A 23,559-nucleotide genomic window follows, 5' to 3' on the forward strand; every position below is an offset into this window, starting at 1 on the left:
GACCGGATCACGGGGTGGGGCCGGGCGGCCCGGCGCGGTCAGCTCGGGGCGCGGGACGAACTGCGCCCGGCCCCGCGGTACTCAACTCGTGGCGCGGGGTGAACTGTGCACTCCCGCGCGGTACTTGGGGATCCGCACGGTGATCTTCATGCCCGCGCCGATCCCCGTCTCGATGACCATTCCGTAGTCGTCGCCGTACACCTGGCGCAGCCGCTCGTCGACGTTGGAGAGGCCGATGCCGGAGGCGGTCGGCTCCTGTCCCGCGAGGATGCGGCGCAGCCGGTCCGGATCCATGCCGACGCCGTCGTCCTCGATGGTGACGATCGCCTCGGCGCCCGCGTCCTGCGCGGCGAGGGTGATCCGGCAGTCCTCGCGGGAGTCCTCCAGGCCGTGTTTGACGGCGTTCTCGACGAGGGGTTGCAGACAGAGGAAGGGCAGGGCGACGGGCAGTACCTCGGGGGCGATCTGGAGGGTCACCTTGAGCCGTTCGCCGAAGCGGGCGCCGGCGAGCGCCAAGTACTGCTCGATGCAGCGCAGTTCGTCGGCCAGCTCGGTGAAGTCACCGTGCCTGCGGAACGAGTAGCGCGTGAAGTCCGCGAACTCAAGCAGCAGTTCCCTGGCCCGCTCGGGGTCGGTGCGTACGAACGAGGCGATGGCCGCCAGGGAGTTGAAGATGAAGTGCGGGGAGATCTGGGCGCGCAGGGCGCGGATCTCCGCCTCGACGATCCGGGTCCTGGAGCGGTCCAGCTCGGCAAGTTCCAGCTGTACGGAGACCCAGCGGGCGACCTCGGTCGCCGCGCGCACGAGGACGGCGGACTCACGGGAGCCGTAGGCGACGAGGGCGCCGAGCACTCCTTCCTCTCCGGTGAGGGGGGCGATGACCGCCCAGCGCAGCGGGCAGTCGGGGTCCGCGCAGTCGATGTGGAGGCTCTGGCTACGGCCCGAGCCGAGCATCTCCGCGACCTTCAGCATCACCTTTTCCTTGTGGTGGCCCGCGCCGGGGCCGTCCCAGGCGAGGACGGTGTCGCGGTCGGTGAGGCAGAGGGTCTCGGTACCGAGGAGCGAGCGCAGCCGGCGGGCGGCCTTGCGGGCAGTGTCCTCGGTGAGTCCGGCCCGCAGCGGGGGCGCGGCGAGGGAGGCCGCGTGCAGGGTGAGGAAGGTGGCGCGCTCGACGGGGGTACCGAGGTCGAGGTTCTTCTCGCTGCGGCGGGCGGTGAACCGGCCCAGAGCAGTGCCCGCGGCGAGGAGCAGTGCTCCGGCGGCGGCGAGAGCGGCGATCTCCATGGTGGTCACTGTTCACCGCCGGGAGCGGCGCACTGGACGGGGATCACCGCACACCTCCGAGAGCACTGCTCCGATTCGTGATCACCGTTCGTCAACTCCACTCGGTTTTTCGGTCAGTTCCTCCGGGAGATGCAGCCGTGCCAGGGTCGCGGCCGTGCCCGGCGGGATCCGGTCGGAGGTCGCGAGGGACACCAGGACCATCGTCAGGAAACCGAGCGGTACGGACCAGACCGCGGGCCACGCCAGCAAGGTGTGTGCCCAGCCGCCCGCCGGGAACCCGGCCCGGGTCGCCAGCACGGCGGCCAGCGCCGCCCCTCCCCCGACGACCAGTCCGGCGACGGCCCCCGGCGGGGTGAGTCCCCGCCACCAGATGCCCAGGACGAGCAGCGGGCAGAACGAGGAGGCGGAGACCGCGAAGGCGAGTCCGACCGCGTCGGCGACCGGCACGTTCGCGGTGACGGTGCTGATGACCAGCGGCACCACCACCGCGAGGAGCGTGGCCAGTCTGAAGTGCCGTACGCCCCGTGCGGGCAGAACGTCCTGGCTGAGCACCCCGGCCACCGACATCGTCAGCCCGGACGCGGTGGACAGGAACGCCGCGAAGGCGCCGCCCGCGAGCAGCGCCCCCAGCAGGTCGCCGCCGACCCCGCCGATCAGCCGTTCGGGCAGGACGAGCACCGCGGCGTCGGCGTCCCCGGTGAGGGCGAGTTCGGGCGCGTAGATGCGGCCGAGCACCCCGTACACCGGTGGCAGCAGGTAGAAGGCGCCGATGAGGCCGAGGACCACGAGGGTGGTGCGCCGGGCGGTGGTCCCGTTCGGACTGGTGTAGAAGCGGACGGCGACGTGCGGCAGCCCCATGGTGCCGAGGAAGGTGGCGACGATCAGTCCGTAGGTGGCGTAGAGGGGGTGCTCGGCACGGCTGTCGGCGAGCGGCTGGGACCAGGTGGAGGCGCCGGCTGCCCGGTCGTCGCGCTTCTCCGGGACCTCGGCCCCGGCCGGGAAGCGGAGCGTGGTGCCGCCCGCGACGCGGTGGGCGCCGGGTGCCAGGCGCAGCACCTGGTTCTCGTGACGGCGGTCGTCGACCGTGCCCGAGACGGTCAGGGTGAGCGTGCGGTCGAGTTCGATGCGTACGGTCTCCTGGAACCGCACCGACGTGTGCTCCCGGAAGGTGGCGGGCGCGTCGAAGCGGGCCCGCGGTGCGTCGTCCCCGAACCAGGCACCGGCCAGGAACAGGGCCGGCACGAGCAGCGCGGTCAGCTTCAGCCAGTACTGGAATGCCTGTACGAAGGTGATGCTGCGCATCCCGCCGGCGGCGACGGCCCCGGTCACGACGACCGCGACGACCAGCCCGCCGACCCACTCCGGTGCTCCGGTGAGGATTTCCAGGGTCAGCCCCGCACCTTGGAGCTGGGGCAGCAGGTAGAGCCAGCCGATGCCCACGACGAAGAGGCTCGCCAACCGCCTCACCTGCGGGGATTCCAGACGTGCCTCGGCGAAGTCGGAGAGGGTGTACGCCCCGGAACGGCGCAGCGGTGCGGCGACCAGGAGCAGCAGGACGAGGTATCCGGCGGTGTAGCCGACGGGGTACCAGAGCATCTCGGGGCCCTGCAGCAGGACCAGTCCCGCGACACCGAGGAAGGAGGCGGCGGACAGGTACTCGCCACTGATCGCGGCGGCGTTGAGGCGGGGTCCGACGGTCCGCGAGGCGACGTAGAAGTCGGAGGTGGTTCGGGATATGCGCAGGCCGAGGGCGCCTATGAGGAGGGTGCTCAGGACGACGACGGTGACGGCCGCGACGGCGTAGGCGTGGTTCACGGGCGTGACCGGCGGGGCTGCGGGCTCCGGTGGGGGCGCCCTTGCCGGCTCCGTTGCCGTATCGGGATCTGGATCTGGCAGGGGAACTGGAGCGGGGGCTGGATCTCAGGCATGGAGGGTCCGTCAGCGGCCTTCCACGAGCCCGCGGAAGTCGCGCTCGTTCCGCTCGGCCCGGCGCACGTACCACCGGGCGATGAGCCACATGACGGGGTAGACGACGACGCCGAGCGCCACCCACACGTACGGGCCCGGTGTGCGCGTCTGCCCGGTCAGTACGCGCGGCAGCAGGAAGAGCAGCGGCAGCGCGCCCACCAGCAGCGCGAGCGCCCCGAGTCCGAGCAGGGCGGTACGCAACTGACTGCGCATGAGGGAGCGGACGTAGGTGGCGCCGAGGGTGGTCTGCTCGCTGATCTCGGACCTGGCGGGCGCGTGCCCGGGTACGCGCCCCTTGGGGTTGCCCCGGGGTACACCGGTCACGGTCTCGCGACGGGGGCGCGGGGCTGCGGGCATGGGGGCGGGCTCCGGAGGTGTCGTGGGGCGTGGCGACCGGTACGGAGGCTGGAGTCTACGCGTGGCGCCGCGCGTCGTTCAGGGCGATCTCCAGTTCCACGTACGACTCCTCCGCCCGCCGGAACGCCACCTCCAGGGCGGCGGCCGTGCGGGGGGTCGCGAAGGGCTGTGCGGACTCCTGGACCTCGTACAGGACGTCGGCCCAGCGGCCGGCCGCGCTCTTGATGCGGCGCAGGAGCGCGTCGAGCTCATCAGGTGCGGCCGGACGGATGCCGGGCAGCTCCCTGAGCTCCGCGAGCAGCGCTTCTACTTCGGACATCCGGCTCCCTCACCCTGTGGTCGAGGGTCAGAGTAGGCGCGGACCTGGGTCCGGAGGCGGCCGGGCCGGGCGCCGGTCGCCCTGCGGCTGCGCTTCGGCGCCGAACGGCGCGGCGGGAGCGCCGGGCGGTCGCTCCGCCGGGTCTTCAGCGGCGGCCGGCCTGGCGCATCAGCAGGTCCCGCAGCTCGCGTGCGTGGCGGCGGCTCACGACGAGTTCGGCGTCGGCGACCCGCACTGTCGTCGTCCCGCCGTCGAGTCGGAGCTCCTCGATGCGGCCGAGGGCGACGAGGTGACGGCGGTGTATGCGGACGAAGCCCCTGGAGGCCCAGCGCTCCTCCAGGGTGGAGAGCGGTATGCGCACCAGGTGGCCGGTACCGGAACCGGCGGTGCCGGGCGCGTTGGCGGTGACCGTGTGCAGACGCGCGTAGTCGCCGTGTGCCTCGACGTAGGCGATGTCCGCGATGGGGACGAAGCGGGTGATGCCACCGAGCTCCACGGGAATCTGGTCCTGGGGCGCGGCTGCCTGGCCGGTGGCCGGCCCCTTGCCCGGCTGGGCGTCCCGGGAGGTCGTGGCCCCCTCGGCGGCCCGGCGCACGGCTTCGGCGAGGCGCTCGCGGCGCACCGGCTTGAGGACGTAGTCGACGGCCTTGAGGTCGAACGCCTGGACGGCGAAGCCCTCGTGGGCGGTGACGAACACGATCATCGGCGGGCGGGCGAACCCGGCCAGCAGCCGGGCGAGGTCCAGGCCGGTGAGGCCCGCCATGTGGATGTCGAGGAAGACGACGTCGATGGCGTCGTCGCCGTCAGGGCCCGCGTCGAGGGCCCGGTTGATCCGCAGGAGGGCCTCGGTGGCATCCGTGGCCCCTTCGGCGCTGCGGATCCGGGGGTCGGCGCGCAGCAGGTAGAGGAGCTCCTCCAGGGCGGGCATTTCGTCGTCGACGGCGAGTACGCGCAGCATGGGGACACGGTACGGGCACGGGGCCGGAGGGCGCAGGGCCGGTCGGACCGGACCGGCGACGGACCCCGCCGCGAACCGGACCGAACCCCCGGCGCGAGCCGTGCCGTACCGAGCCACGAACCGGACCGGAGTTCGAACCGGACCCCGCCACGAACTCAGCGGCGTCCACCGTCCCGTGCCGGAACGATGAACTCGCACCACAGCGCCTTGCCCGCACCCCGCGACTCCACGCCCCAGACGTCCGCCAGCAGGTCCACCAGCAGCAGTCCGCGCCCGGACTGGGCCGAGTCGGCCGCCTCCCGACGGCGGGGCAGCGCACTGGAGGAGTCCGCCACCTCGACGCGCAGCCTGCGCTCGGGCGCGGTGAGGATCCGTACGGTGAGCACCGCTCCCCCGTCGGTGTGCATGAGCGCGTTCACCATGAGTTCGTCGGCGACGAGTTCGATCTCGTCGCCACGGGACTCCGCGCCCCAGGCCCGTACCGCCGCCCGGATCATCTGGCGGGCCGAGGACAGCGCCTCCGGGTCGTTCGGCGCGACGTGCTGCTGGAGCCTGCTGCCGCCCCTGGGCGCGTCCGCTGCGCGGCGGCGCAGGAGGAGCAGCGCCACGTCGTCCCCTGCGTCGCGTCCGTCGACCGTCGCGCAGAGCCGGTCGGCGAGCTGCTGGATGTCCTGAGGGCCCTCCTGCACCTGCTCGACGAGGGCCCGCACCCCGTCGTCGAGATCCGTGCCGGGGCGCTCCACCAGGCCGTCGGTGTAGAGCAGCAGCATCTGGCCGGGGTCCAGCTCCCGCGTGGTGACCGGGTACTGGAGCCGGCCGAACTCCGCCGAGAGGCCCAGCGGCAGCCCGCCCTCCACCGGGACCCGGCGGCACGAGCCGTCGGTGAGCCGCAGCAGCGGGTCCATGTGACCGGCCCGTACCAGCTGGACGACGCCGGTGGTGAGGTCGATCTCGGCGTAGGTGCAGGTGGCGAAGCGGTCGGTGTCGAGTTCGTGGAGGAAGCCCGAGGCACGGGCCATCACGGTGGCGGGGGTGTGCCCCTCCGTCGCGTACGCGCGCAGCACGATCCGCAGCTGACCCATCACAGCCGCCGCGTGCGTGTCGTGTCCCTGTACGTCGCCGATGACGGCGCCCACCCGGCCACCGGGCAGCGGGATCACGTCGTACCAGTCGCCGCCGACGTCCTGCCCGTCGCGCGCCGAGCGGTAGCGGACGGCGACGCTCACACCGGGGATGCTGGGCACGCGGCGCGGCAGCATCGCCTGCTGGAGGCTTTCGGCGAGGTCCTTCTCGCGTTCGTAGAGCATGGCCCGCTGGACGCTCTGGGCGACGCTGCTGCCCAGTGCGATGAGCAGGTTCCGCTCGTCGGAGTCGAATTCGGTGCGGCCGCTGTAGAGCAGCCCCAGCGCGCCGATCGGGCGGGCCTGTGCGATCAGCGGCAGATATGCCGCCGAGGTGACGCCGAACCCCCGGACGTGCGCCCACAGGCGGGGGTAGGAGGCCGCGAACTCGTCGGCCGAGGCGATGAAGCGGGGCGTCAGCGTGCGCACCACCTCACTCATCGGGAAGGCGGGATCGTCGATGCGGGTGTACCGGGTGCCGGGCATGAACTCGGGTCCCTCGGCCACCACGTGGATGCGGCCCGCCTCGACGAGTCCCAGTACCAGGGAGGAGGATTCGAAGCTGCCGAGGTCGTGGATGTCCCTGAGCACGTCGATGACGTCACGGACGCTGCGGGCGTGCGCGAGGGCCGCCGTGGTGTCGGCGACCACGCCGGTGCCGCCCCTGCCGTGCGTGTCGTACTCGCTGCGGGCGGTGAGGTCCTCGATCTCCTGCGTGGCGTCGCGGACGACACCGATGATCCGGTACGGGCGCCCGGCGGCGTCCCGGCGGATGCTGCCCTGGGTGTGGGTCCAGCACAGCGAGCCGTCACGGCGGCGGGCCCTGAAGTAGCCGCCGTAAGAGGTTCCGCCGCTCTTGAGCGCCTGTGAGACGACGCTGTCCAGCCGCTCGCCCTCGCCCGTCGCCACCCGGTCTGCCAGGGTGGTCGGGCTGCCGTCGTACTCCTCGGGCAACAGGTCGAACACCTCAAGGGCGGAGGCGTCCAGGTGCAGGTGCGACTGGTCGAGGTCCCAGTCGAAGATGCCCATCCGGTTGAGCGCCAGGCTCAGCGCGGGCGGGGCTGGCCAGTCGCTGCCCTGGCCGGCGCCGGTCGGCGGGTCGGGCGGGAGCTCAGCCACCGTCCGGCCCGGTCGGCGTGACGGACGGCCCAGGTGGCGGGACCGGCGCGGCGGCGCTCCACCCGGTGGTGTCCACGTCCAGGGGGGTGCCGGGCGTCGGGTCGCAGGCGCCGCGCAAGGTGCTGCCCGCAGGCGCCCGCCCCCGGTCCAGGATGGTGCGGCGGCGCAAGGATGACTGCACGCGGCTCTCCCGTCCTCGTCCCTAAGGCGATTTGTCGATGCAATCCATTCCTGACGTTTCTTCCTCTATGTCTGACGCACTTCTATGTCTGCCGCACTTCGGGGGCGCCCGCAAGTGGACAGGGCCCGGTGGCATCCGCGGCGGTCGCGGTGCACCGCACCGCAGCGGTCGCAGTTGCACCGCCCTCGACGCCCGCTCCCGCGCCGGGCACAGTGACCCGCATGACCGACGCCATCACCCCCTCGACCACCACCGCCGACGCCCTCGGCAACACCGCCACGGCGGCCGACGTCGCCGCTGCCGTACGCGCGGGACGTCTCACCCCGCGTGAGGCCGTTGCCGCCTCTCTCGCCCGTATCGACGCTCTCGACTCCCGGGTCGGGGCCTTCCGCACCGTGCGCGGGGCCAGAGCCCTCGCCGAGGCGGACGCGCTCGCGGACCGCCCCGGCCTCGACCGGCTGCCGCTCGCGGGGGTGCCGCTGGCGGTCAAGGACAACCTTCCGGTGCGCGGCGAGTCCACCCGCGTCGGCTCGGCCGCCACCTCCACGGCGGTCGCGGACACGGACCACGAGACGGTGGCCCGGCTGCGGGCGGCCGGCGCCGTGGTCGTCGGCCTCACGCACGTCCCGGAACTGTGCGTGTTCGGTACGACGGAGGGGGTGCACGGCACCTCCCGCAATCCGTGGGACCTGTCGCGCTCCGCGGGCGGCTCGTCCGGAGGCAGCGCGGCGGCCGTCGCGGCCGGGATGGTGCCGATCGCGCTCGGCAACGACGGCATGGGCTCGTTGCGGATACCCGCCGCGAACTGCGGGGTGATCGGTCTCAAGCCGGGTCACGGCCGGGTGCCCGCCGGGATCGGCGACGGCGACTGGTACGGCATGGCGGAGAACGGCCCGCTCACCACGACCGCCGAGGACGCCCGCCTGATGTTCGCCGTCCTCGCGGGCGAGGAGCCGCCCGAGGACCTGCCTGCCACCGCGGGTCTGCGTATCGCGGCCTCCGCGCGCTCCCCGCTCGCCGGGATTGCGGTCACCCGCCCCTACGCGGACGCCGTCCGCGCCACCGCCCGCCTGCTCGTGGACGCCGGGCACGAGGTCCGCCACGACGACCCGCCGTACCCGCTTTCCCTGTCGGGCGCCCTGCTGGCCCGCTGGACGGCGGGCACCGCGAAGGACGCGGCCGGCCTGGACCCGGGGCTGCTCGCCCCGCGCACCCGTCGGCACGCCGCCGCGGGGCGCCTCCTCGCCCGCACACCGCTGCTGCGTACCGACCACCGGGCACTGCTGCGGGAGCGGCTCGGCCCGTTCTTCGAGCGGTACGACGTCCTGGTGATGCCTGCGCTGGCCAGGCGCGGCCCGGCCGCCGCGCCGTGGCACGAGCGCGGCTGGCTGGCCAACGTCCTCACCAACACGGCGTACGCGCCGACCACGCCGCCGTGGAACCTGGCCGGCTGGCCCGCGCTGACCCTCCCGCTCGGCACGCTGCCGGATTCAGGTGCGCCCTGCGCCGTACAGCTGGTGACACGGCCCGGCGGCGAGTACCTGCTGCTGGCCCTCGCCGCCCGTGTCGAGGCGCTGAAACCGTGGGAGCGCACTGCCGCCGGGGCGCTCGCCCGCTGAAGGGACCCGCCGCGGGAGCGGGTGCCCCGCTCCCGCGGCGGTCCAAGGGGCCCCCGGAGGCCCCGGACGGCCCGCCCCTCACAGCATTTCCGGCCGCACCCACCCCTTGCCCAGTACGTGCGCGTCGAAGAAGTTCAGCACCGTCTCGTACCAGAGCGCGGAGTGGTTCGGCTTCAGCACCCAGTGGTTCTCGTCCGGGAAGTACAGGAACTTCGCCGGGACCTCGAACCGCTGGAGGTCCTGGAAGAGCGCCATTCCCTGCCCCACCGGCACCCGGTAGTCCTTCGCCCCGTGCACCACCAGCATCGGGGTGCGCACCCGGTCCACGCCCAGCATCGGCGAGTTCGCCTCGTAGCGTTCGGGTTGGGTCACCCGGTCGCCGAAGATCCGGCGGAAGAACGGCGCCGCGTCGGTGTCGCCCTGGAACGCGCTCAGGTCCCACAGTCCGGCGTGCGAGACGATGCCCTTGAACCGGTCCGTACTGGTGGCGACCCGGTTGGCCATGTACCCGCCGTACGAACCGCCGGCCAGCCCGGTGCGCGTCCCGTCGACGTCCGGACGTGCCTCGGTGACGTCGGTGAGGGCCATCAGGTCCCGGTAGGGCCGACCGCCCCACTGACCCCAGCCCCGCTCGTGCATCTGCTGCCCGTAGCCGGTGGAGAGGGCGGGGTCGGGCAGCAGCACGGCGTAGCCGCGGGCAACGAAGGGCCACGGGTTCCAGCGCCAGGTCCAGGCGTTCCAGGACGACTGCGGTCCGCCGTGCACGAACACGAGCAGCGGCGCCGGGGCGTCCGCCGACGCGCCTTCCGGCACGGCGAGCCAGCCCCGCAGCGGGAATCCGTCGTCACCCTCGGCCCGTACCTCGGTCAGGTTGCCGGGCAGGGCGCCGATACCGCCCGGCGCCTTGAGCGCGGCCGGGCGCTGCTCCGTGCCCGTCGCGGCCAGGCGCACCGGGACCGGCGCCGCGTCGATGTCGCCGCGCAGTGCGTAGAGCGTCGCCGCGTCCGGGGAGACCCGCACCGAGCTGTACGCACCGGATGCGGTGAGCCGGGTGACGGAACCGTCGGGGTCGCGGCGGAAGACCGGCGCGTGGCCGAGTTCGTCGGCGGTGAACCACAGCGTCTCGTCACCCTCGACCGGCGAAACGACGGCGCCCGTCGGCCAGTTGTCGAAGCCGGGCAGGAGGTCGGTCACCGCACCGTCCGCGACGTCGATCCGCACGAGGGTGAGGTCGTACGGGGTCTCGTACGTCTCCCGCAGCTCCCGCACACAGACCAGGGAGCGTCCGTCGGCGCTGAACACCGGCCCGAAGTGGCTGTACGCGACGTCGTCGACGACGTGCAGTACGTCGCCGGTGGCCGCGTCCGCGATCACCAGCGACTCGCGGTTGTCGTCGGGTACGTCGCCGATGACGAAGCGGACGTACGCGACGCGGGAGCCGTCGGGTGACAGCGCCGTGTCGGCGTCGTCGCGGGGGCCGAGGCCGCCCGCGTCGACGGTGGTCGCCGCGTCCCCGGTGCCTCGGACGAAGGTGTGCAGTTCGGCGGGGCCGAGGTCGTGGTCCCAGTACCGGGTCGGGCCCGCCTCGTAGAGGACCGCGGTGACCTTGCTGTCCGCCCGGTCCTTCGCCAGCTTGGCGTGTGCCTCGGCGTCCGCCGCGCCGGGCAGCAGACCGCCCGCGTAGGCGAGGGTGCCCGCGCGGGCCGCGAGGGCGTATCCGGCGATGCCGCCGGGGTGGCGGGCGACCTGGCGTGCCTCGCCGCGCTCGGGCAGGGCCCACAGGGTGGCGCCGTCCTCGCCGTCGCTCTTGCGCGCACCGGGGTCCGTGTTGTCGCGGCCTGACACGAAGAAGAGGGTTCCGTCGGCGGCGAACGCGGGCGCGGACTCGCCCTTGGCGGACCGGGTCAGCCGCTGCGGCTCGCGGTCACCGGCCGGGTCGATGTCCCAGAGCCCGGAGACGTACGCGGTGCCTTCGCCGTCGAGGGTCTGGACCGCGGCCACCAGACGGCTGCCGTCGGGTGAGAGGGCGAGGCCGTTCACGCGCGGCGTGGCAAGGAAGGCGGACAGGTCGTGGAATGCGGTGGGGCCGCTGGAGGGAGCTGACATGCGGATCATCCTGCACACGAGCACGCTCCCGGTACCAGGTAATTCGCTCTCGGCTCACCGGTGGCGGGGTGCGTCCGCCCCTCGCCCCTCCTCTTCCCCGGGTGGCGCCGGCGGTTGTAGCTTCGCCTGGTCGCAACCGCACGCCCGGGGAGGAGATCCGTGGAAATCGAGATCGTGGGACGGGCCTTGACGACACTGCCCGAGGACGACGACCACCCGTACCGCACCGGCCCGTGGCGCCCCCAGAGCACCGAGTGGCGGGCCGACGGTCTTGAGGTCGTCGGCGAGATCCCGGCCGACCTCGACGGCGTCCACCTGCGCAACACCGAGAACCCGGTCCATCCGGCGACCCAGCTCTACCATCCGTTCGACGGCGACGGCATGGTGCACGTGGTCGGCTTCCGGGACGGAAAGGCCTTCTACCGCAACAAGTTCGTGCGTACGGACGGCTTCGTCGCCGAGCAGGAGGCGGGCGAGTCCCTGTGGGCGGGCATCGCCGAACGCCCCTCCGTGGCCAAGCGCGAGCACGGCTGGGGCGCCAGGACCCGGATGAAGGACGCCTCAAGCACCGACGTCGTCGTCCACGCGGGCCAGGCGCTGACCAGCTTCTGGCAGTGCGGCGACCTCTACCGGCTCGACCCGCTCACCCTGGAGACCGTCGGCACCTCCCCGTGGGCGCCCGCCTGGGGAGTCTCCGCACACACCAAGGTCGACGAGCGGACCGGCGAGCTCCTCTTCTTCTCGTACGCCACCGAGGCCCCCTACCTGCGTTACGGCGTGGTGGGTCCCGACAACCGGCTCAAACACCTCACCGACATCCCGCTCCCGGGGCCGCGGCTGCCCCACGACATGGCGTTCACCGAGAACTACGCGGTACTGAACGACTTTCCGCTGTTCTGGGACCAGGAACTGATCCGCCGTGGCAAGTACGCCTCCCGCTTCCACCCGGAGCTGCCCAGCCGGTTCGCGGTCGTGCCACGCCTCGGCTCGGAGGTCCGCTGGTTCGAGGCCGACCCCACCTACGTACTGCACTTCACCAACGCTTACGAGGACGGCGACGAGATCGTCCTCGACGGTTTCCGGCAGGGCTGTCCGGAGCCCCCGGACCCGCGCGGCGACGGCGTGTATCAGCGGATGTTCCGCTTCCTGGCGCTGGAGCGGCTGCGGACGACGCTGTGGCGATGGCGGCTCAACCTGACCACTGGCCGGGTGAAGGAGGAGCAACTCAGCGAGCGGTACACGGAGTTCGGCGTGATCAGTCCGACGGCCGCCACCCGCCCCTACCGCTACGCGTACGCGGCGACACAGCGGCCCGGCTGGTTCCTGATGGACGGGATCGTCAAGCACGACCTGCTCACGGGCGCCCAGGAGCACTACCCGTACGGCGAGGGCGTGTTCGGGAGCGAGGCTACGCTCGTCCCGCGTGCCGGCGGGACGGCGGAGGACGACTGCTACCTGCTCACGCTGACGACCGACATGAACGAGGACCGCTCCGAGTGCCTGGTCCTCGACGCGGCGCGGCTGTCCGACGGGCCCCTCGCCCGGGTCCGGCTGCCGGAACGGATCTCCAGCGGTACGCACGCGACCTGGGCGCCGGGCTCGTCGCTGCCGGGGTGGCGCGGCTGACCGAGCGTGGCCGAAGGGATGGCCGGTTCTGGTCGTCCCGAGCGGCCGGGCGCTGCCCTCCGCGGGAAAAGCGGCCGGGTGGCGGAAGGGGAAAAGCAGCCAGGTGGCGAAAAGCCGACAGCCGTGCCCCCTGACGGATCAGGGGGCACGGCTCGCCAGAAACCTTCACGCGTGCGGCTCAGTCGACGCCGGGCAGGATGTGCGGCTCAGTCGACGCCGGGCAGGATGTGCGGCTCCGCCAGGTCTTCCTCGTACCCGGCGAGCCGGATCGGCGCCGACCTGGCCCACACTTCCAGGCTGCCGAGCTCCTCGGGCTTGGTCGCCTTGCCGTCGGCGCCGGCCCGGTAGGTCGTCGTCCGTGCTGTGGACCTTCGCTGGTCCTGGGTCGTCTTTGGTGTCACCGCGCACTCCCTTGTGTCGCGTAACCCGCCGGACGCGTCAGTGGCGTCCGCTGCCGGACCGCCGGGCGCCCGAAGGGCGAGAAGGAAAGGACTCTTCGGTCGCGGTGGCGCCGGTGTTTCTCGGTCGGAAGCGGCCCCGGTGATGGGCCTTCCCGTACGGACCGAGGGTGTCTCTCTGTCCGTGACGAACAGACTACCCATGTGAGCGCTCCCGCGCTCGATGGATTTCGTCGACTTTCGGCCCCGCCGCACGGTCCGGCCCGGTCACCGTGTGCTCCTGCGGCGGTGGACCGTTGCCCCACCCGCCCCGGGCCCTCCCCGTGGTCACGGGCGGCCCGGGGGCCCCGCTCCTACCAGTTGGCGGGGGCGTAGTCCTTGAGGAAGACCCCGTAGAGGTCTTCGCCTGTCTCGCCCCGCACCACCGGGTCGTACACCCGGGCCGCGCCGTCGACCAGGTCGAGCGGTGCGTGGAAGCCCTCCTCGGCGAGACGCAGCTTGTCGAAGTGCGGGCGCTCGTCGGTGATCCAGCCGGTGTCGACGGAGGTCATCAGGATGCCGTCGGTCTGGAACATCTCCTGGGCGCTGGTCCGCGTCACCATGTTCATGGCGGCCTTGGCCGCGTTGGTGTTGGGGTGGCCCGCGCCCTTGTAGCCACGTCCGAACACGCCTTCCATGGCGGAGACGTTGACGACGTGGGCACGCCCGCTCGCCGCCTTCCGCGCGGCGTCGGCCATCGCCGGCCGCAGTTGGCTGATCAGGATGAACGGCGAGGTGTAGTTGCACAGCTGGGTCTCGAGGAGCTCCACCGGGGAGATCTGCTCGATGGTCTGCACCCAGGTGTTGGTGTCGACCACGTCGGGCACGAGGCCGCCCGCGTCGATGGCGCTGCCGTCCCGGTGGCGCTCGACGCTGGCGTTGCCCGCGACCAGGGCCAGGTCGGCGACCTGCTGCGCGTCCAGTCCGCTGACGCCGAGCGGCAGGGCGGCGAGGCCGTCGACCGCTCCGGAGTTGAACGCGCCGATCACCTGGTGGGCGGGCAGCTCTCCGGCGGGCAGCGGCGCGCTCTCGCCCTCGACCAGGGCCGCGTACGCGGAGGGCAGCCGGCGCACGGTCTGCGTGGCGTTGTTGATCAGGATGTCCAGCGGGCCGGCCTCAGCGACCCGTGCGGCCAGCTCGACGGCCTGCGCGGGGTCGCGCAGGTCGATGCCCACGACCTCAAGACGGTGCAGCCAGTCCGCCGAGTCCTCCATCGCCTTGAAACGGCGGATGGCATCCTTGGGGAAGCGGGTGGTGACGGTGGTGTGTGCGCCGTCCCGCAGCAGCCGCAGCGCGATGTACATGCCGATCTTGGCGCGCCCGCCGGTGAGCAGGGCACGCTTGCCGCCGAGGTCGGCGCGCACCTCGCGCTTGGCGCGGTTCTGCGCGGCGCAGGGCTGGCAGAGCTGGTGGTAGAAGTAGTCGACCTCGACGTAGCGGGTCTTGCAGATGTAGCAGGAACGGGGCCGCTGGAGTATTCCGGCGATCTTGCCCGTCTCGGTGCCCGACGACGGCAGCAGCCCCTCGGTCTCGTCGTCGATGCGCACGGCGGAGCCGGTGGCGGTGGCCTCGGTGACCGCCTTGTCATTGGCGGTCTTGGCCGCCCGCCGGTCTTGGCGGCGGCGCTGCTTCACGGTGCGGTAGATCCCGGCGGTGGCCCGGCGGATCGTGATCGCGTCGGGGTGGTCGACGTCGAGCCCGTCGAGTTCCGCGAGCACGGCGAGGCACAGCGCCATGCGCTCCGGGTCGATGCCGGGGCCGTGTTCCACGGGCTCCACGGGGCTGTCCTCTGTCACCGTCATCGCCGCTGCCGTCTCTCGTTCACGTGTCGATTGCCGAGGCGCCCCGGCGCACGCCGAAGTCCCCAAAAGGGGAATCGTACGGAGCCGGGGGCGACTGCGACAAACCACGAGGTGGACGGACACACAGAGTGAGGGCGCGGATTGCGGGGGCGGGCCCCGATCGGCGAGGTCCTTGGGTCCCCTACGACACCACCTGCCCCTTGCCCAGGGCGATCACCCCGTTCTTCGAGACTGTGTAGAGCTCGGCGTCCCGTTCCGGGTTGACGCCGATGGTCGCCCCCGGCGGTACGTCGACGTTCTTGTCGAGTATCGCGCCGCGCACGACCGCGCCCCGGCCCACCCGCACGTTGTCGTGCAGTACGGAGCCCTGGACGACCGCTCCGGGTTCGACGACCACCCCGGGCGAGAGCACGGACCCGGTGACCTGCCCGCTGATCACGCAGCCCGGTCCGACGACGGACTCACTCGCGATGCCCGCGGAGCAGAAGCGGGCGGGCGGCAGCTGCCCGAAATGGGTGTAGATCGGCCAGCGCTTGTTGTAGAGGTTGAACTCCGGCTGCTCGGCGACGAGGTCCATGTGGGCGTCGTAGTAGGTGTCGAGGGTGCCGACGTCCCGCCAGTAACCGTGGTCCTGCGCGGTCTCGCCGGGGACGTGGTTGTCGTCGAAGTCGTAGACCATGGCGGCGCCCTGCTCGGTGAGCCGCGGAAGGATGCTGCCACCCATGTCGTGCACCGAGCTCTCGTCCTCGGCGTCCCTGAGCAGCGCGTCCACCAGCACCTTCGTGGTGAAGATGTAGTTACCCATGGAGGCGAAGACACGGCGGGGATCGCCGGGCAGGCCCGGTGGGTCGGTGGGCTTCTCCAGGAATCGCTCGACGCGGGTTCCGTCCGAGGCAGGTGTGATGATCCCGAAGGACGACGCCTCGCTGCGCGGCACGCGTATCCCGGCGACGGTGACCCCCGCGCCGCTCTCGATGTGCTGCTGGAGCATCTGCCGGGGGTCCATCCGGTAGACGTGGTCGGCGCCGAACACCGCGATGAAGTCGGGCTGTTCGTCGTGCACCAGGTTGAGCGACTGGAGGATGGCGTCGGCGCTTCCCAGGTACCAGCGCGGGCCGAGCCGCTGCTGGGCGGGTACCGGCGTGACGTAGTTGCCCAGCAGGCTGGACATCCGCCAGGTGGTGGTGACGTGCCGGTCCAGCGAATGCGACTTGTACTGCGTGAGGACGCAGTTGCGCATGATGTCGCCGTTGACGAGGTTCGACAGGACGAAGTCCACCAGGCGGTACGTACCGCCGAACACCACCGCCGGTTTCGCCCGGTCGGCGGTGAGCGGCATCAACCGCTTGCCCTCCCCGCCCGCCAGTACGATCCCGAGCACCGAAGGTCCACCGCGCACAGCCGCCCCCAAGGTTCAACCAGCAAGGTTCACTTGACCAACTCCGCGTACACGTCGGCGGTGCGCCGTGCCACGGTGTCCCACCCGAACTCCTGTACTGCACGTACCCGCCCTGCCGTACCCATGCGCCGCGCGGCCTCCGGTTCGTCGAGCACCCGGTTCAGGGCCTCGGTGAGGGCGTCCTCGAACTCCTCCGGATGCCTGTCCGCGCGCTTCTTCTCGTACGGTACGAGAAGCCCGGTGCTGCCGTCGTCGACGACTTCGGGGATGCCGCCGACCGAGGAGGCGACGACGGCGGTGCCGCACGCCATGGCCTCCAGGTTGACGATGCCCAGCGGCTCGTACACCGACGGGCACGCGAACACGGCGGCGTGGCTGAGGAGTTGCACCACGTCCGGCCTCGGCAGCATCTCCGGGATCCAGAAGACACCGTCCCTGACCCGCTCCAGTTCGTCGACCAGCTCCCGGAACTCCCGTCCGATCTCCGGGGTGTCGGGGGCGCCGGCGCAGAGCACGAGCTGTGCGGCCGGGTCGAGGGCGCGGGCGGCGCGCAGCAGGTGCGGGACGCCCTTCTGGCGGGTGATGCGGCCGACGAACAGGACGTAGGGGCGCTCAAGGTCGATCCCGATCCGCTCCAGCACGTCCGTGCCCTCGTCCGGCCGGTAGAGGGAGGTGTCGATGCCGTTGTGCACGACGTGCACCTTCGCCGGGTCGAGCGCCGGGTAGCAGTCGAGGATGTCGGTGCGCATGCCCCGGGAGACGGCGATGACGGCGTCCGCGGACTCCACCGCGGTCCGCTCGGCCCAGCTGGAGAGCGCATAGCCGCCCCCGAGCTGTTCGGCCTTCCAGGGGCGCAGCGGCTCCAGCGAGTGACAGGTCATCACATGCGGTATGCCGTACAGGAGTTTGGCGAAGTGCCCGGCCAGGTTGGCGTACCAGGTGTGCGAGTGGACGAGGTCACGGCCGTCGAGCGCGGCGGCCATGGAGAGGTCGACGGAGAAGGTGCGCAGCGCGTCGTTGGCCTCCGCGAGAGCGGCGGCGGGAAGGTGGCGCGTCACCTCACCCCCGCTGTGCGCCCCCTCTCCCCAGCAGTGCACCTGGAGATCGGTCAGCGCCCGCAACTCCCGCGCAAGGAACTCCACATGGACACCGGCGCCTCCGTAGACGTCCGGCGGATACTCTCGGGTGAGCAGGGCCACTTTCACTTGATGATGGTCACCCAGATCCGCTCTGCGCGGAAGACCGCAACGGGGCACTGTCGAAAACACAGTCGCCACACAGCCCGCCGGCCGGGCAACGGTAGTACAGACAGCAGCTGTTGCGACGGAACGCCCCGGCCTTGAGCGCACCCGTGGACTTCAGCTCGGGGAGGGCGAACAGCTCGTGCGCGATCGTGGCGGCCCGCCTCCCCACCTCGGGGCGGTCCATGTCCCGCGCCCAGAGCCGGAGTTGGCTCACGGCGGCGGCGAGCGCCGACCCGGCGTTCCCCCACAGCAGCTGAGACGAGATGTTCCCGTCCCGCCGGAAGGCCTCCGCCAGGGGTACGAGGTGGCCCTGGAGGACCGTCGTGCGGAGAGTGGCGGCGCTCACCCGCAGTTCCCGTACCGGCGCCACCAGCAGCAGGTCGTCGGGCGCGCTGCCGTCCGGGTCCCAGAGCAGCCCCTCGGCAGCGAGGTCGGGCACGGCGTCGTACAGGGCGGCGGACCCGAGCGCCACCGACCAGAGCCGGGCCACTATGCCGAGGTGCGCGATCGAGGCGGCGACCCGGCGCTCGGGGGCACGCAGTCTGGCGGCGACCTTGTCGATGCGGAACGCCAGCGGGGCCGTGTCCCCGTCGTAGACCCGGGAGAGCGGAACATGGGCGCCGGCCGACAGTTCCGCCTGCCGCGGCGTCCGTAGCGCGAAGAAGCCGTTCACCGAAGACAGCTCAGCAAGATCCACCCTGTCCGCCCCCTCGTCACCGGAACCCGAACCGTACGTCGGTCCGGGTGCTCACCATACCCCTGTGGGGTATGAGCTCCTCAACCGGGTCCCGATCTGTTCCACCCGCCGAACAGCACATCCGAATGTCCCTCCGGGCCACGCGGCATCCGGCGTACCGCACCGGCTGTACCCGCGTACTGCGTCGGCAGTACTCCGCGATGCGTGCTTGCGGACGACGACGTGAAGGCCGGAACGAGTCATCGTGGAGTCATGAGTGCTCTCGCCCTGTCCGTGCTCCTCGCCCTGGTCTCCGCCGTCGCGTACGCGGTCGGTGCGATCCTCCAGGAGCGCGTCGCAGCCGCCGACCCGGCCCACCGCTACGCTCCGGTGCGGCGCCCCGCCTGGTGGGCCGCCACGGCATTGAACGGCGCCGGGGCGCTGCTGCACGTCGGCGCTCTGGTGTACGGCCCGCTGAGCCTGGTCCAGCCGCTGGGTGCACTGACGATCGTGTTCGCGCTGCCGATCGCCGCCGTGTTCGTGCACCGCAGGGCCGGCGCGGTCGCCTGGCGCGGCGCCCTGATGGCCACGGCGGGCCTCGCGGGGCTGCTGTCGCTGACCGGGGCGGCGGACAGCGTGTCACTGACCGACGGCGAGGAGCTGCTGGTGGCGGGCGCCACCGCGGCCACCGTCGCCGTGCTGTTCGCGGCTGCCCGGCTGACTCACCTGGCCGTCGTACGGTCCGTGCTCCTGGCCGGGGCGGCCGGGGTGGCGTTCGGGGTGGCCTCGGTCTTCGTCAAGTCCCTCGCGGTGGGCTGGGGCGCGCACGGCCCGGCGGGCCAGTGGGAGGCGGTACCCGCGGTCGCGGTGTTCGCGACCGCGGGGGTACTGCTGTCGCAGGCCTCCTACCGTGGCGCCGGCCTGACCGCCCCGCTGGCCACGGTGACCGTGGTGAACCCGGCGGTCGCCTCCGCCGTAGGCCTCACCCTCTTCGGGGAGTCCTTCCGGTACGGCCCGGTGGGCGCACTCGTCGCCCTGGGCGCGGGCCTGCTCGCCGTGGCGGGTCTGCTCCTGCTGACGACCGACCACGCACAGACTGAACAGGTCCGGGGGCGGGAGCGACAAGGAGAACAGATTCCGGCGGGGCCCCGCCCCGGTCTTCCTGTGCAGCAGAAGCCCCCGTCGCGGTGGCGCCGGGGGCGTGCGGCGCCGGTCCGTGACGCCGGGTCGGGCAAGGCCGAGGACCCCTCGGGTCAGACGGTCGCCCCGCCCGCCCTCAGATAGGCGACCGGGTCGACGTCGGAGCCGAATCCCGGACCGGTCCGCACCTCGAAGTGCAGGTGGGGCCCGGTGCTGTTGCCCGTCGACCCGGACCGCCCGATGCGCTGCCCCACGTCGACCTTCTGGCCCTCCCGGACCGTGAGCGCCGACAGGTGCGCGTACTGGGTGTACTTGCCGTCCGCGTGCCGGAGCACCACCTGGTAGCCGTACGAGCCCGCGTACCCGGCGGAGACGACGCTGCCAGGACCGACGGCCTTCACGGACGTACCCGTGGGCACCGGGAAGTCGACGCCGGTGTGATAGCCCTTCGACCAGGACGAGCCCGCCGCGCGGTAGGGGGTGCTGAAGCCCGAGTCCACCGGCGCACTCAGCCCGGACTTGCGGGTGGTGCGCGAGGAGACCGTCTCGGTCCTGGTCTTCTTCTCTGCGGCCTTCGGCGCGGCCTGCTTCTTGCTCTCGCTCTTCTTGGCGCTCTCGGCGGCGTCCTTGTCTACGGCCTTGCGCGCTTCCTTGTTGTCGGTCTTGCGCGCGTCCTTGCTGTCGGCCTTGTCCGTGCCGGGTGCCGGACGGGCGCGGTCCGGCGCGGCCGGCCCAGCGATGCGTACCAGCAGACGCTGGCCGGGCCGGATGACGTCCGGGTCGCCGCCGATGACCTCGCGGTTGCTCTCGTACAGCCGCTGCCAGCCGCCGCCGACCCGCTCGGCCTCGGCGATGCCGGAGAGGGTGTCACCGCCGACAACGGTGTACGTGTCCTTCTTGCCGACCGGCGCAGGGGCGGGGGCGGACGCGGGGCCGGTCCTGGGCGGGGGCGTCTTCTTCGCAGGCGGCGCCGGGTCCTTCTTCTTGGGCGGCGCGGGGGTCTTGCTCGTCTGCGGCGCGGGAGTCTTGCGCTGCTGGGTGGTGATGGTGATGTCGGGTGCGTCCGCACCGCGCACCAAGCCGGCCTTCACGGAGCAGACCGGCCAGGCGGTCGGCCCCTGCCCCTTCAGCACTCTCTCCGCGACCGCGATCTGCTCGTCCTTGGTCGCCAGGTCGGCGCGCGGCGCGTGGGCCTGGCCGCCGTACGCCTGCCAGGTGGACTGGCGGAACTGGAGGCCGCCGTAGTACCCGTTCCCGGTGTTGATCTTCCAGTTGCCGGTCGACTCGCATGCGGCGACCTTCTCCCAGATGTCCACGGGAGCCGCGGCGGCGGAGCCGGAGGCGACGAGGGGGAGGGCGATACCGACGCCACCCGCCGCCGCCGTCAGTGAGGCGTTGTTGATGCGGCTGGGCTGATACCGCCGGTGACGACCAGTTGAGGCCATGTCTCGCTTCCTCCACTCGCACTTCTCGACACGTCGCAATCGGCAAAAGTACGGGCATGGTGCGGACCATGACAAGGGCATGAACTCACCTCACCCGGACGGGAGTTGAACCGGAACGGAAATTCTCCGGCCACGCCCGCCAGCCCACACCCGCACTGACGAGGGCGAGAGCCACCAGCCCCGCGCTCACCCACAGCGGTGAACGGAACCCGAGCCCCGCGCCGAGGGCGACACCCCCGGCCCACGGCCCGACGGCCGCGCCGACGTTGAACGCGGCGGTGGCGAACCCACCGCCCAGCGTGGGCGCGCCCACGGCCGCGTACAGCGCCTGCGAGATGAGGGTCGAGCCGACCGCGAACGACAGCGCCCCCTGTACGAGGACGAGCAGGACGGCCGCCACCGGGTGCGCCGCCGTGCAGGCGAACAGCACCCATCCGACGAGCAGGGCCACCCCTCCGCCTGCCAGCAGCGGAACGGGCCGCGTGTCGGCGATCCGTCCACCCACCGCGACGCCTGCGAAGGAACCCAGTCCGAACAGCGCCAACATGGCGGGCACCCACATGTCATCGACCCCGGTGACCCGGGTGACGACGGAGGCGAGATAGGTGAAGGAGCAGAAGGTGGCCCCGTTCACCAGCGCCCCCAGCAGAAGCGTCAGCAGCAACCGTGGGCTGCGCAGTGCCCGCAGTTCGCCCCGCACGCCACCCCCGGCCGCGACGGTCTCGTGCGGCCGGCCCTTCACCACAGGACCCCGCCCGCCGGGGACGGAGTGCAGAACGCCGACGACCGCGGGCACCGCCAGGAGTGCCACGGCCCAGAACGCGGCGCGCCAGCCCCAGAGCTGGCCGAGCCACGCCCCGGCGGGCACACCCGCCACACAGGCGAGGGTGACTCCGCCGAGAAGCACGGAGGTGGCTCGCCCCTTGGCCTCCGGCGCGACCATGTCGGTGGCGGCCACGAGGGCGACCGCGAGGAAGCCGGCGCTGGCCAGCGCCCCGACGACCCGGGTGCCGAGCAGCACGGCGAAGCTCCCGGTGAGCGCGCCCACGACGTGGACGCCGAGGAAGACGAGCAGGAACGCGAGCAGCGCGCCGCGTCGGGACCAACGCAGGCCCAGGATCGCCATGAGCGGCGCCCCCACGACCATTCCGACGGCGAACGCCGAGGTCAGCGACCCGGCGACCGGCAGGGACACACCCAGGCCCCTGGCGATCCCGGGCCCCAGCCCGGACAGCATGAATTCAGAGGTGCCCTGCGCAAAGACGGCGAGCGCGAGCAGATGGAGAGCGAACGGCACAGCAGACCCCACAACGACGTCGTGATGAGACACAGCCTTGACGACGCCGGTGGTCCGGTGGCGGGCAACGCTCGCAGGGGTCGCGGAACAAACCACGCGACCACGCGGAGAAGCCACCGGACGACCGGTGGCTAGAGTCTTGACGCCTCGGGACTGGACACGGGGCCACGGTAGTGAGGCGGCTCCTGCGGGTCCATCGGTTTTTCTCAACAGCGCGGCTGCCGTGCCGCCAACCGGAACGGGAGCCACGCAGTAGCCGGGAGCGCACGGCATGGCAGGCGCCCTTCCTGCACGGACGTATCCGCACGGGTCCGCACGGCACGGCACGGCACGGCACGGCACGGGGATCTTGCACGGATGTAAACGGCACAGCAGGGGGCCCTGTACGAACGTGTCCGTACAGGGCCCCCATGCAGTCGTCACCGCGCCCGCTGCTCGCTCAGGTCAACGGCCCCGGCGCCGGCTCGGGAGCCGGGTCCGGGCCGGGCCCCGGGGGCACCGGGTCCGGCAGCGGCCCCGGCGGGACAGGGTCCGGCGCCGGGCCGGGCGGTACCGGCGTAGGCCCCGGCAGGGGGCCGGGGAGCGGCCCCGGGTCCGGCCCGGTCGGCCCGGGGGACGGCGTCGGCGCGGGCGGTACGGGATCGGGATTCGGCTGGGTCATGCCTGATCGACCTCCAGAGTTTCGGAGTCTGGTCGAAGTGCGGATCAACCCCACTCTCTCCCGGAGCGGCTGCCCACGCCCGCCGAGTCCACACCCCGGCACCCGCCGCCGTCCGCGGGGTCAGCCGGCGGCCGCCAGAGGGTTCCTGAGCTGTCCGGCGGTGTCCGGGACGGGTTCGGCCAGGTCGTCCCCCGTCCCCACGATGCGGTTGCCCTCCCCCACGTGCACCACGCGTGGCGCGAACCCACGCGCCTCGGCATCGTCGATCTGGGCGTAACTGATGAGGATCACCAGGTCTCCGGGGTGGACGAGGTGGGCTGCCGCGCCGTTGATCCCGATCACTCCCGTCCCGCGTTCTCCCTCGATGACGTACGTCTCCAACCGGGCCCCGTTGGTGATGTCGACGATGTGCACAAGCTCGCCGGCCAGCAGATCGGCGGCTTCCATGAGCTCGGCATCGACGGTGACGGATCCGACGTAGTGCAGATCGGCCTGGGTCACGGTGGCCCGGTGGATTTTCGACTTGAACATCGTGCGCAGCACAGAGTCACACTCCAGCGTGAAATGGGTCGCGCCCCACGACAGTGGGTACGCGCCGACGCGGGCCAGGCTATCGGAACCGTAGAACGCGCAGAAGCCCCGAAGCGCGGAGATGGCCCCCGAAGGCAGCGGAGAGGGCCTCAGAATGCCCCGGACATGGTCCCCGAACGCAAAAATGCCCCGTACCGGTTATCCCGGTACGGGGCACTCTCACAATAATTGTTCGGCGGCGTCCTACTCTCCCACAGGGTCCCCCCTGC

Annotated in this window: 19 protein-coding genes; 3 read left to right on the forward strand and 16 right to left on the reverse strand. The window is 72.2% G+C overall.

The features are described 5' to 3' along the window. Positions 1 to 81 precede the first annotated feature (81 nt). The 7 genes from ACIQM4_RS29775 to ACIQM4_RS29805 all read right to left on the reverse strand — a co-directional run bounded on the left by ACIQM4_RS29775 (position 82) and on the right by ACIQM4_RS29805 (position 7,307). The gene (locus ACIQM4_RS29775; protein ID WP_401597919.1) at positions 82 to 1,284 is read right to left on the reverse strand and encodes a sensor histidine kinase; all 1,203 of its coding nucleotides are present in this window, start codon (positions 1,282 to 1,284) and stop codon (positions 82 to 84) included. An 81-nt stretch (positions 1,285 to 1,365) separates the two neighbouring features. Then, positions 1,366 to 3,099, reverse strand: a complete 1,734-nt coding sequence (locus tag ACIQM4_RS29780) for a cation acetate symporter (RefSeq protein ID WP_401597922.1) — start codon at positions 3,097 to 3,099, stop codon at positions 1,366 to 1,368. A gap of 123 nt (positions 3,100 to 3,222) precedes the next feature. Then, the gene (locus ACIQM4_RS29785) at positions 3,223 to 3,609 is read right to left on the reverse strand and encodes a hypothetical protein (RefSeq protein ID WP_401597925.1); all 387 of its coding nucleotides are present in this window, start codon (positions 3,607 to 3,609) and stop codon (positions 3,223 to 3,225) included. Between the two features lie 55 nt (positions 3,610 to 3,664). Beyond that, the gene (locus ACIQM4_RS29790; protein WP_401597928.1) at positions 3,665 to 3,928 is read right to left on the reverse strand and encodes a hypothetical protein; all 264 of its coding nucleotides are present in this window, start codon (positions 3,926 to 3,928) and stop codon (positions 3,665 to 3,667) included. A gap of 145 nt (positions 3,929 to 4,073) precedes the next feature. Next, the gene (locus ACIQM4_RS29795; protein WP_401597931.1) at positions 4,074 to 4,886 is read right to left on the reverse strand and encodes a LytR/AlgR family response regulator transcription factor; all 813 of its coding nucleotides are present in this window, start codon (positions 4,884 to 4,886) and stop codon (positions 4,074 to 4,076) included. 155 nt (positions 4,887 to 5,041) lie between these two features. Next, positions 5,042 to 7,126, reverse strand: a complete 2,085-nt coding sequence (locus ACIQM4_RS29800; protein ID WP_401597933.1) for a SpoIIE family protein phosphatase — start codon at positions 7,124 to 7,126, stop codon at positions 5,042 to 5,044. Then, positions 7,119 to 7,307: a hypothetical protein gene (locus ACIQM4_RS29805; protein WP_401597936.1), complete on the reverse strand. Its 189-nt coding sequence runs from the start codon at positions 7,305 to 7,307 to the stop codon at positions 7,119 to 7,121. The genes ACIQM4_RS29800 and ACIQM4_RS29805 overlap by 8 nt, the downstream gene beginning before the upstream one ends. Positions 7,308 to 7,528: 221 nt before the next feature. On the opposite strand from ACIQM4_RS29805, the gene ACIQM4_RS29810 reads away from it, so the two are divergent. Then, entirely contained in the window at positions 7,529 to 8,926 is a 1,398-nt protein-coding gene (locus ACIQM4_RS29810; protein ID WP_401597939.1) for an amidase, read from the forward strand. A 78-nt stretch (positions 8,927 to 9,004) separates the two neighbouring features. Here ACIQM4_RS29810 and ACIQM4_RS29815 read toward each other — a convergent pair whose 3' ends face one another. Then, on the reverse strand, positions 9,005 to 11,032 hold the full coding sequence (locus ACIQM4_RS29815; RefSeq protein WP_401597942.1) for a S9 family peptidase: 2,028 nt from the start codon (positions 11,030 to 11,032) through the stop codon (positions 9,005 to 9,007). A 159-nt stretch (positions 11,033 to 11,191) separates the two neighbouring features. On the opposite strand from ACIQM4_RS29815, the gene ACIQM4_RS29820 reads away from it, so the two are divergent. Next, positions 11,192 to 12,658 (forward strand): carotenoid oxygenase family protein, encoded by a 1,467-nt coding sequence (locus tag ACIQM4_RS29820; protein ID WP_401597945.1) that lies wholly within the window; start codon positions 11,192 to 11,194, stop codon positions 12,656 to 12,658. 206 nt (positions 12,659 to 12,864) lie between these two features. On the opposite strand, the gene ACIQM4_RS29825 is transcribed toward ACIQM4_RS29820, so the two are convergent. The 5 genes from ACIQM4_RS29825 to ACIQM4_RS29845 form a co-directional block, all read right to left on the reverse strand. Beyond that, positions 12,865 to 13,059: a hypothetical protein gene (locus tag ACIQM4_RS29825; protein ID WP_401597948.1), complete on the reverse strand. Its 195-nt coding sequence runs from the start codon at positions 13,057 to 13,059 to the stop codon at positions 12,865 to 12,867. 350 nt (positions 13,060 to 13,409) lie between these two features. Continuing rightward, positions 13,410 to 14,897 (reverse strand): SDR family NAD(P)-dependent oxidoreductase, encoded by a 1,488-nt coding sequence (locus ACIQM4_RS29830; RefSeq protein WP_401597951.1) that lies wholly within the window; start codon positions 14,895 to 14,897, stop codon positions 13,410 to 13,412. A 181-nt stretch (positions 14,898 to 15,078) separates the two neighbouring features. Then, entirely contained in the window at positions 15,079 to 16,278 is a 1,200-nt protein-coding gene (gene glgC / locus ACIQM4_RS29835; protein ID WP_401597953.1) for a glucose-1-phosphate adenylyltransferase, read from the reverse strand. A 47-nt stretch (positions 16,279 to 16,325) separates the two neighbouring features. Beyond that, positions 16,326 to 17,501: a glycogen synthase gene (gene glgA, locus ACIQM4_RS29840; RefSeq protein WP_401597956.1), complete on the reverse strand. Its 1,176-nt coding sequence runs from the start codon at positions 17,499 to 17,501 to the stop codon at positions 16,326 to 16,328. A 10-nt stretch (positions 17,502 to 17,511) separates the two neighbouring features. After that, positions 17,512 to 18,237 carry a (2Fe-2S)-binding protein gene (locus ACIQM4_RS29845; protein ID WP_401597959.1) on the reverse strand — a complete coding sequence of 242 codons (726 nt, stop codon included), beginning with the start codon at positions 18,235 to 18,237 and terminating at the stop codon, positions 17,512 to 17,514. A gap of 252 nt (positions 18,238 to 18,489) precedes the next feature. On the opposite strand from ACIQM4_RS29845, the gene ACIQM4_RS29850 reads away from it, so the two are divergent. Beyond that, positions 18,490 to 19,500: a DMT family transporter gene (locus ACIQM4_RS29850; protein WP_401597961.1), complete on the forward strand. Its 1,011-nt coding sequence runs from the start codon at positions 18,490 to 18,492 to the stop codon at positions 19,498 to 19,500. Here the strand turns inward: ACIQM4_RS29850 and ACIQM4_RS29855 are convergent. The 3 genes from ACIQM4_RS29855 to panD form a co-directional block, all read right to left on the reverse strand. Beyond that, complete coding sequence (locus ACIQM4_RS29855; protein WP_401597963.1) at positions 19,470 to 20,801, reverse strand: transglycosylase family protein; 1,332 nt, start codon at positions 20,799 to 20,801, stop codon at positions 19,470 to 19,472. The genes ACIQM4_RS29850 and ACIQM4_RS29855 overlap by 31 nt on opposite strands. A gap of 85 nt (positions 20,802 to 20,886) precedes the next feature. Next, the gene (locus ACIQM4_RS29860) at positions 20,887 to 22,098 is read right to left on the reverse strand and encodes a Cmx/CmrA family chloramphenicol efflux MFS transporter (RefSeq protein WP_401597965.1); all 1,212 of its coding nucleotides are present in this window, start codon (positions 22,096 to 22,098) and stop codon (positions 20,887 to 20,889) included. Positions 22,099 to 22,879: 781 nt separating this feature from the next. Next, a complete protein-coding gene (gene panD, locus ACIQM4_RS29865; protein ID WP_401597968.1) occupies positions 22,880 to 23,302 on the reverse strand; it encodes an aspartate 1-decarboxylase in 423 nt (140 codons plus the stop codon). Positions 23,303 to 23,559: the final 257 nt, after the last annotated feature.

Origin of the sequence: Streptomyces sp. NPDC091272 (genome assembly GCF_044757485.1) — a bacterium.
In the GTDB taxonomy this organism is placed as follows: domain Bacteria; phylum Actinomycetota; class Actinomycetes; order Streptomycetales; family Streptomycetaceae; genus Streptomyces.